Origin of the sequence: Streptomyces sp. 2P-4 (genome assembly GCF_030167965.1) — a bacterium.
GTDB lineage: Bacteria > Actinomycetota > Actinomycetes > Streptomycetales > Streptomycetaceae > Streptomyces > Streptomyces globosus_A.
This window is the reverse complement of the sequence record NZ_CP095011.1, coordinates 648913-656088: the sequence shown is the minus strand read 5'-3', so window position 1 is coordinate 656088 and position 7176 is coordinate 648913. Positions and strand designations below refer to the sequence as shown.

Below are 7176 nucleotides of genomic sequence, written 5' to 3'. Positions count from 1 at the left end.
CCGCCGGGCAGGAGAAAGCCCCTGGGCCCCGACTTCCGAGGAAGTCCGGGCCCAGGGGCTTGTGTCGTCCCGCGTGCGCGACTACTGCAACGGCCGGCGGAAGCCGAGCACCGCGAGGGCGGCACCCGCGGCGGCGATCACACCGCCGATGACCAGGGCCGGGACGATCGCGTCCGAGCCCGGGATGCCCAGCGCGAGCGCCCGGGTCGCGTCGATCGCGTACGTGAGCGGGTTGACCCCGGCGACCGCGGCCAGCCAGTCGGGCAGGTCCTTGACCGGAATGTAGGCGCTGGACGCGAACATCAGTGGCAGGATTGCGATCACGGCGAGGTTCTGCATCGGCTCGGCCCGGCGCAGCCACGCCCCGGCCGCGATGAACGCCCAGCCCAGGGACCAGCTCATGAACAGGGTCAGCCCGACCGAGGCGGCCACATCGGCCGCCCCGCCGCGCGGTGCGTAGCCGAGCACGCCGAAGGCCAGCACCAGGATGATCGCGGCCTGCACCGCGCTGCGGACCAGAGTGGCGAGGCTGCGCGCGATCAGCAGCGAGGACGGCGTGATGGGCAGGGACCGCAGCCGGGCCACCACCCCGTTCTTCAGGTCGTCGACGAGCCCGACGCCCGACTGGACCGCCGACTGCAGGGCGTTGTCGACCAGCACGGCCGACAGCACGAAGTCGAGGTAGGTGATTCCGGCGGGGAAGTGCGGCGGCGCCCCCATCTTGCTGAACACCTGAGTCAGCACGAACAGGATGATCACCGGCTGGAGCAGCCCGAACAGCACCACGCCCGGGTCCGTCGCCATCTGGCGCAGCGAACGCGCGGTGAGCACACGGATCTGGAGGAACACCGAGCTGTCCGGCCAGGGCTGCCGCAGCGGCGCCAGGGCGCGGGTGGCCGCGGTGGCAGGGGTGGTTGCGGTGGCGGTCATGCGGAAGGTCCTCCGGACAGGGCGGGCACGGGAGAGGCGGCCGGCAGGGGGTTCCGCCCGGCGAGGGCGAGGTAGACGTCGTCCAGGGTGGGTTCGCCGAAGGACAGCTCGATGGCCTCGGCCCCCGCCTGGTCCAGGGCGCGGATCACCGTCGCCACGTCCTTCGACGCGTCGATGGGGATGACGAGGCAGGCGCTCTGCGGGGCCACCGCCGGTTCCAGGGAGGCCCGGCGCAGGGCCCCGACCGCGCTCTCCCGGTCTGCCGACGCATCCAGCGTGACGGTCACGGTGCGGCGGCCCACGGCCGCCTTCAGCTCCGCCGCCGTACCGCTCGCGACGACCCGGCCGCCGGACAGCACGGTGATGGAATCCGCGAGACGGTCGGCCTCCTCCAGGTACTGGGTCGTGAGCAGCACCGTGGAGCCTTCGGCCACCAGGCCCTCGACGATCTCCCACAGGACCAGCCGGGCCTCCGGGTCCAGGCCCGTGGTCGGCTCGTCCAGGAAGACCACCTCGGGACGGCCGACCAGGCTCGCGGCGAGGTCGAGCCGGCGTCGCAGCCCGCCGGAGTACGTGCGGGCGCGGCGCCCGGCCACGTCCTGGAGCGCGAACAGCTCCAGCAGCTCATCGGCGCGCACCCGGGCCGCCCGGCGTCCGGCACCCAGCAGCCGGGCGATCAGCACCAGGTTGTCCCGGCCGCTCAACTGGCCGTCCACCGAGGCGAACTGCCCGGTCAGCCCGATGCGCCGGCGTACCTCGCGCGGCCGGCGCGTCACGTCGTATCCGGCGACGGAGGCCGTGCCGGAGGTGGGCGGCAGCGCCGCGGTGAGGATGCCCACCAGGGTCGTCTTGCCGGCGCCGTTGTGACCCAGCAGGCCGAGGACGGATCCCCGGGGGACGCAGAGGTCCACCGAGTCCAGTGCGCGCAGCGTGCCGAAGGTCTTGGTGAGGTCCCGCGCCTCGATCACGGTGTCGGGAGGCTCGAAGGGGAGCCCGTTCATGGGAGTTCTCCAGGTTCGTCGGGGGTGGGAAAGGCAGACAGCCGACCGGCGGGTGCGCCGGTCGGCTGTGGAGGGGGACCGAGGCGGTCCGTCAGTGGCCGACGCCGTCCAGGCGTCGGAAGAGGTCCTCGTCGGACGCGGTGTCGACGTCGAAGGGGACGCCGGCCGAGTGGCCGGCGGTCCGTGCCGGCCCGCGGTCGCGTATGAGGGCTCCCAGGCGGGCCGCGTCGTCCGGGTCGAGCTCCGAGCCCGCGGAGAGCAGCGCGGCCAGCTCGGCCACGAGGCCGGACACGGTAGGGCCGGCCGTACCGGCGAGGTGCTCCGCCAGGTCCTGCCGTACCAGGTCGACCACGGCCGCCGGGGTCGGATGGTCGAACACCAGCGTGGCCGGAAGACGCGTCCCGGTGGCCGCCCGCAGCCGGTTGCGCAGCTCGACCGCGCTGACCGAGGTGAGGCCCATGTCGGAGAACGACGCCCCGGCGTCGGCGGCGGTCAGGGTGCGGCCGCCGAGCACGGCCCCCGTCTCGTCCAGGACCAGCCGCAGCAGCAGCGCCTGCTGTTCGGCCCCGGCCAGTCCGGCGAGCCGGCCCGCAAGCACCGGGGTTGCCGGGGCGGCGACCTCCACGGGAGCCCCGCCCGCGGCCCAGTACGTGCGGTGCTGGAACGGGTACGTGGGCAGCGGGACGACCGCCGCACCGGGCAGCACCGACCGCCAGGCCACCGGCACCCCCAGCAGGTGCAGCCGGGCCAGAGCCCCGAGCACCGCGCGCTCCTCGGCGGCGCCGCCGGCCGGGACGGCGGACCCTTGAGCGGGGCCCGCGGCCAGGCACTCCTCCAGCATCGGTGCCAGCGCCGGCTCGGGGCCCAGCTCCAGGAACACCCCGGTCCCGTCGGCCCGCATGCCGGCGACCGCGTCGCGGAACCGGACCGGCTCCCGGACATGCCGCACCCAGAAGCCGGGATCGCACGCCTCGGCTGCCGTGAGCGGGGCCCCGGTCAGGCAGGACGTGACCGGTACGGCCGGGGCGGCGAAGGCGAGCCCGGTGACGACCTCGCGGAACCCGTCCAGCATCGGATCCATCAGCGGGGAGTGGAAGGCGTGGCTGACGGCGAGCCGCTTGGTCCGCACACCCGCCGCAGCCAGCTTCCCCGCGAGTTCCTCCAGGGGCCCGGAGGCACCGGAGAGCACCACCGAAAGCGGCCCGTTGACGGCGGCCACCGCGACCGGACCACCCCGCAGGCCCTCCAGCCACGGACCGAGCTCGGCCTCCGGGAGCCGTACGGCGAGCATGGCGCCGCCCTCCGGCAGGCGTTGCATCAGCCGTCCCCGGGCCGCGACGAGCCGGGCCGCGTCCGGGAGGGAGAGCACCCCCGCGACGTGCGCGGCGGTGATCTCGCCCACCGAATGCCCCACCAGCCGCGCGGGCACCACCCCCCACGACTCGAACAACCGGTACAGGGCGACCCCGTGGGCGAAGAGCGCCGGCTGCGTGTACTCCGTACGCTCCAGCAGTGCGGCGTCCGGGCCGCCGGCCGCCCACATCACCTCGGCCAGCGGCCGGTCCAGCAGCGGATCGAGTGCGTCGCACGCCTCCCGCAGCGCGGCCGCGAACACCGGGTACGTGCGGGCCAGTTCGCGCCCCATGCCGGGCCGCTGGCTGCCCTGCCCGGCGAAGACGTACGCCAGCTCGCCGTCGCCCGGCCCGCCGGCCGGAGCGTCCAGCTCGGCCAAGGCCCGTACCGACGCGAGGAGCTCACGCCGATCCGCGCCCACGGCGAACGCCTGGTGCCCGGGGTGCACGGTACGGCTGAGGGCCAGCGAACAGGCCACGTCCCGCACCGACAGCCCGGGCCGGGCGTCCACGTGCTCCGCCAGCCGGCGGGCCTGGTCGCGCAGGGCGGGCGCACTGCGCGCGGACAGCACCCAGGCCACCGGAGCGCTGCCTTCCGACGGTTGTTCGGCGACGGCCTCCCGCGCCGCCTCGTCCGGAGCCTCCTCCAGGATCACGTGGGCGTTGGTCCCGCTGATCCCGAACGAGGACACCCCCGCCCGGCGGGCCCGCCCGGCCTCCCGGGGCCAGGGCCGGGCCTCGGTGAGCAGCCGCACGGTCCCCGCCGACCAGTCCACTCGGGACGTCGGAGTGTCCGCGTGCAGGGTCTTGGGCAGTACGCCGCCCCGCAGCGCCAGTACGGACTTGATCACGCCCGCCACGCCCGCGGCCGCCTGCGCGTGCCCGATGTTCGACTTCACCGAGCCGAGCCACAGGGGGCGGTCCGGCTCGCGCGCGGCACCGTACGTGCCGAGCAGCGCCTGCGCCTCGATCGGGTCGCCGAGCGCGGTCCCGGTGCCGTGTGCCTCCACCGCGTCCACGTCGGCGGCGGACAGTCCGGCGTCGGCCAGTGCCTGCCGGATCACCCGCCGCTGCGCGGGCCCGTGCGGGGCGGTGATCCCGTTGGAGGCGCCGTCCTGGTTCACGGCGGAGCCGCGCACCAGGGCGAGGACCGGATGGCCGTTGCGCCGGGCTTCGGAGAGGCGCTCCAGCACCAGCAGGCCTACCCCCTCCGACCAGGCCGCGCCGTCGGCGGTGTCCGCGAAGGACTTGCAGCGGCCGTCGGGGGCCAGCCCGCGCAGCCGGGAGAACTCCGTGAACGAGGCCGGTGTGGCCATCACGGCGACGCCGCCCGCCAGGGCCAGGGACGATTCGCCGGACCGCAGCGAGCGGCACGCCAGATGGAGCGCGACCAGCGAGGACGAGCAGGCCGTGTCCACGGTCAGCGCGGGGCCCTGGAGCCCGAAGGTGTATGCGATCCGGCCCGCCAGGGCGCTGCCGGCGGTGCCGAGGGCGAGCAGCCCTTCCAGTTCCGGCCGGCCGTCGCCGGAGGCCGAGGGCGCGTAGTCGTGGTACATGGCGCCCGCGAACACCCCGGTCTGCGAGCCGTGCAGCGAGGCCGGGTCGATCCCGGCCTGCTCCAGCGCCTCCCAGGCGGTCTCCAGCAGCAGCCGCTGCTGCGGGTCGGCGGCCAGTGCCTCCCGGTCGGAGAAGCCGAAGAACCCCGCGTCGAACGCGCCCGCCCCGGACAGGAATCCGCCCTCGCGGGCGTACGAGGTGCCGGGGTGCTCGGGGTCGTCGTCGAAGAGGTGCTCCAGGTCCCAGCCGCGGTCCTCGGGGAAGCCCGCGATCGCGTCCCGGCCCTCCGTCAGCAGGGCCCACAGGTCCTCGGGGCCGCGTACGCCGCCGGGCAGCCGGCAGGCCATGCCCACGACGGCCACGGGATCGTCGTCCGCCGCGCCGGAAGGGGACACGGGGAGGGAGGGCACGGCGTCCTCGGCCGTCTCGCCCCGCAGATGGCGGGCCACGGCGTCGGGTGTGGGGAAGTCGAAGGCGAGGGACGCGGGCAGCGGGAGACCGGTCGCCTCGGCCAGCAGGTTGCGCAGCCGGATGCTGCGGACGGAGTCCAGGCCGTGGCCGCGGAACGTGGTGCGCGCCCCGATGGGGGCGGCTTCGGCGGCCGGCGCGAGTGCCTCGGTGACGCAGGCGCGGACCAGTTCGAGGGCAGCCGCGTACGACGCGGGCACGGAGCCGCCGCCGGACCCGGTGGCCGGCCCCTGCTCGGCCAGCAGGCTCTCCAGGGCCCGCCGGTGCAGCTTGCCGGCCGGGGTGCGGGGCAGCTCCCCGACCACCACCAGTTCCAGCGGCAGCTTGTAGTCGGCGACCCCGCGCCCCAGCAGGAACTCGGTCACCCGGGCCAGCGTGACCTGCCGCTCGGCCCGCCCGGTGACCACCAGGCACGGGTACTCGCCGAGCCGCCGGTCGGGGCGGGCGACCACCGCCGCAGGCCCGAGGCCCGGCATGTCCGCCAGCAGCCCCTGGATCTCCGTCGCGTCGAACTTCCGGCCGCCCACGTTGATCAGCTCGGCCGAGCGGCCCAGGAAGCGGACCCGGCCGTCGCCGTCCACGCTCGCCCGGTCCCCGGTGCGCAGCCAGCCGTCCTCGGTGACCGCCGCCGCGGTCAGCGCGGGATCGCCGTGGTAGCCGCGGAACATGCCGGGGCTGCGGTAGTACAGCTCGCCCGGCTCGCCGGGCGCGCACTCGGCGCCGTCCTCGCGCAGGACGCGCACGCTCGCGCCGGACGTCGGCCGGCCCACGCTGCGGGCGGGCACGTCGGCGGGGTCGGCGGCGGTCGTGCAGGTGCCGGTGCCGAGCTCGGACATGCCCCACACGACGACGAGCGGACTGCCGAGCACCTCGCGCACCTGCGCCACCAGTGCCGCGGGGATGGCCGCTCCGGCCGTCCGCACCTCGCGCGGCCGGAATCCGGCCCGCGCCCCGGTGTCCGCGAGCCGGGCGGCCACGTCGTGGAGCTGGGCGGGCACGGCGAACACCACGGCGGGCCGCGCCGCGCGGGCCAGTTCCAGGAACCGGTCCGGGTCCCAGCCGCGCAGCAGTACCTGGCGGCAGCGGGCGAACAGGGCCGAGTGCAGGGACTGGAGGCCGAACAGGTGGGTGAGGGGACAGGCGGTGAGCACCGGGCCGTCGAACGAGCCGGCCGCCTCCTCCGTCACGGCCGCCGTGTTCGACATCAGCCCGTCGTGGCTGTGCAGGCAGATCTTCGGCCGGGCGGAGGTCGTACCGGAGGAGGGCAGCAGCACGAAGGGCATCTCCGGCCGCACCCCGGCCGGGTGCGGGGCCGCCCCGGCCCACCGCTCCAGCAGCCCGTCGATGCCCACGAGGCCCCCCGTGGCGGAGCCGGATCCCGCCACCAGGACCGACCGCAGCGAGGGCACGGCCGCCCGCAGTGCGGACAGGGCCGGTGCGTCCGCCGCGTGCGCGGAGTCCGCGGGCAGCACCAGTGCCACCGGCGCCACCCGTTCCACCAGCGCCAGCACGTCGGCGCTGCCATGGCCCTGGTGGACGGGCATCATGACAGCGCCGATCGCCGCGACGGCGAGGTGCAGGGTCTCGTACTCCCAGCAGTTGGGCAGCTGGATCGCGACCACGTCGCCGACCCCGACGCCCAGCTCCTGGAGGCCGCGGGCGAGCGCGTCGACATCCGCCTCCCACTGCCGCCAGGTCCGGTGCCGGTCCCCGTCGCTCAGGGCCACCGCCTCCGGATCCGCCTGCGCGGCGGCCCGGAAGACGGCCGGCAGGGTCAGGCCGCGCAGCGCTGCGTGCGGCCCGGCGGCCGGTTCGACCGCGTAGTCATCGACATGGACGGACACCAGTTACTCCCGAGAAGGCCGGCC

The 7176-nt window shown here is 75.7% G+C and carries 3 protein-coding genes; all 3 read right to left on the bottom strand.

From position 1 onward, the window contains the following. Window positions 1–81: 81 nt before the first annotated feature. On the bottom strand, window positions 82–930 hold the full coding sequence (locus tag MUK52_RS02990) for an ABC transporter permease (protein ID WP_114055380.1): 849 nt from the start codon (window positions 928–930) through the stop codon (window positions 82–84). Further along, the gene (locus tag MUK52_RS02985) at window positions 927–1931 is read right to left on the bottom strand and encodes an ATP-binding cassette domain-containing protein (protein WP_114055381.1); all 1005 of its coding nucleotides are present in this window, start codon (window positions 1929–1931) and stop codon (window positions 927–929) included. The genes MUK52_RS02990 and MUK52_RS02985 overlap by 4 nt, the downstream gene beginning before the upstream one ends. A 91-nt stretch (window positions 1932–2022) precedes the next feature. Continuing rightward, a complete protein-coding gene (locus MUK52_RS02980) occupies window positions 2023–7155 on the bottom strand; it encodes a type I polyketide synthase (RefSeq protein WP_284581638.1) in 5133 nt (1710 codons plus the stop codon). Window positions 7156–7176 lie beyond the last annotated feature (21 nt).

Bases quoted from the DNA above. Each gene is read 5' to 3' on its own strand.
- MUK52_RS02990 (WP_114055380.1), bottom strand. From the start codon at position 930: ATGACCGCCACCGCAACCACCCCTGCCACCGCGGCCACCCGCGCCCTG.
- MUK52_RS02985 (WP_114055381.1), bottom strand. From the start codon at position 1,931: ATGAACGGGCTCCCCTTCGAGCCTCCCGACACCGTGATCGAGGCGCGG.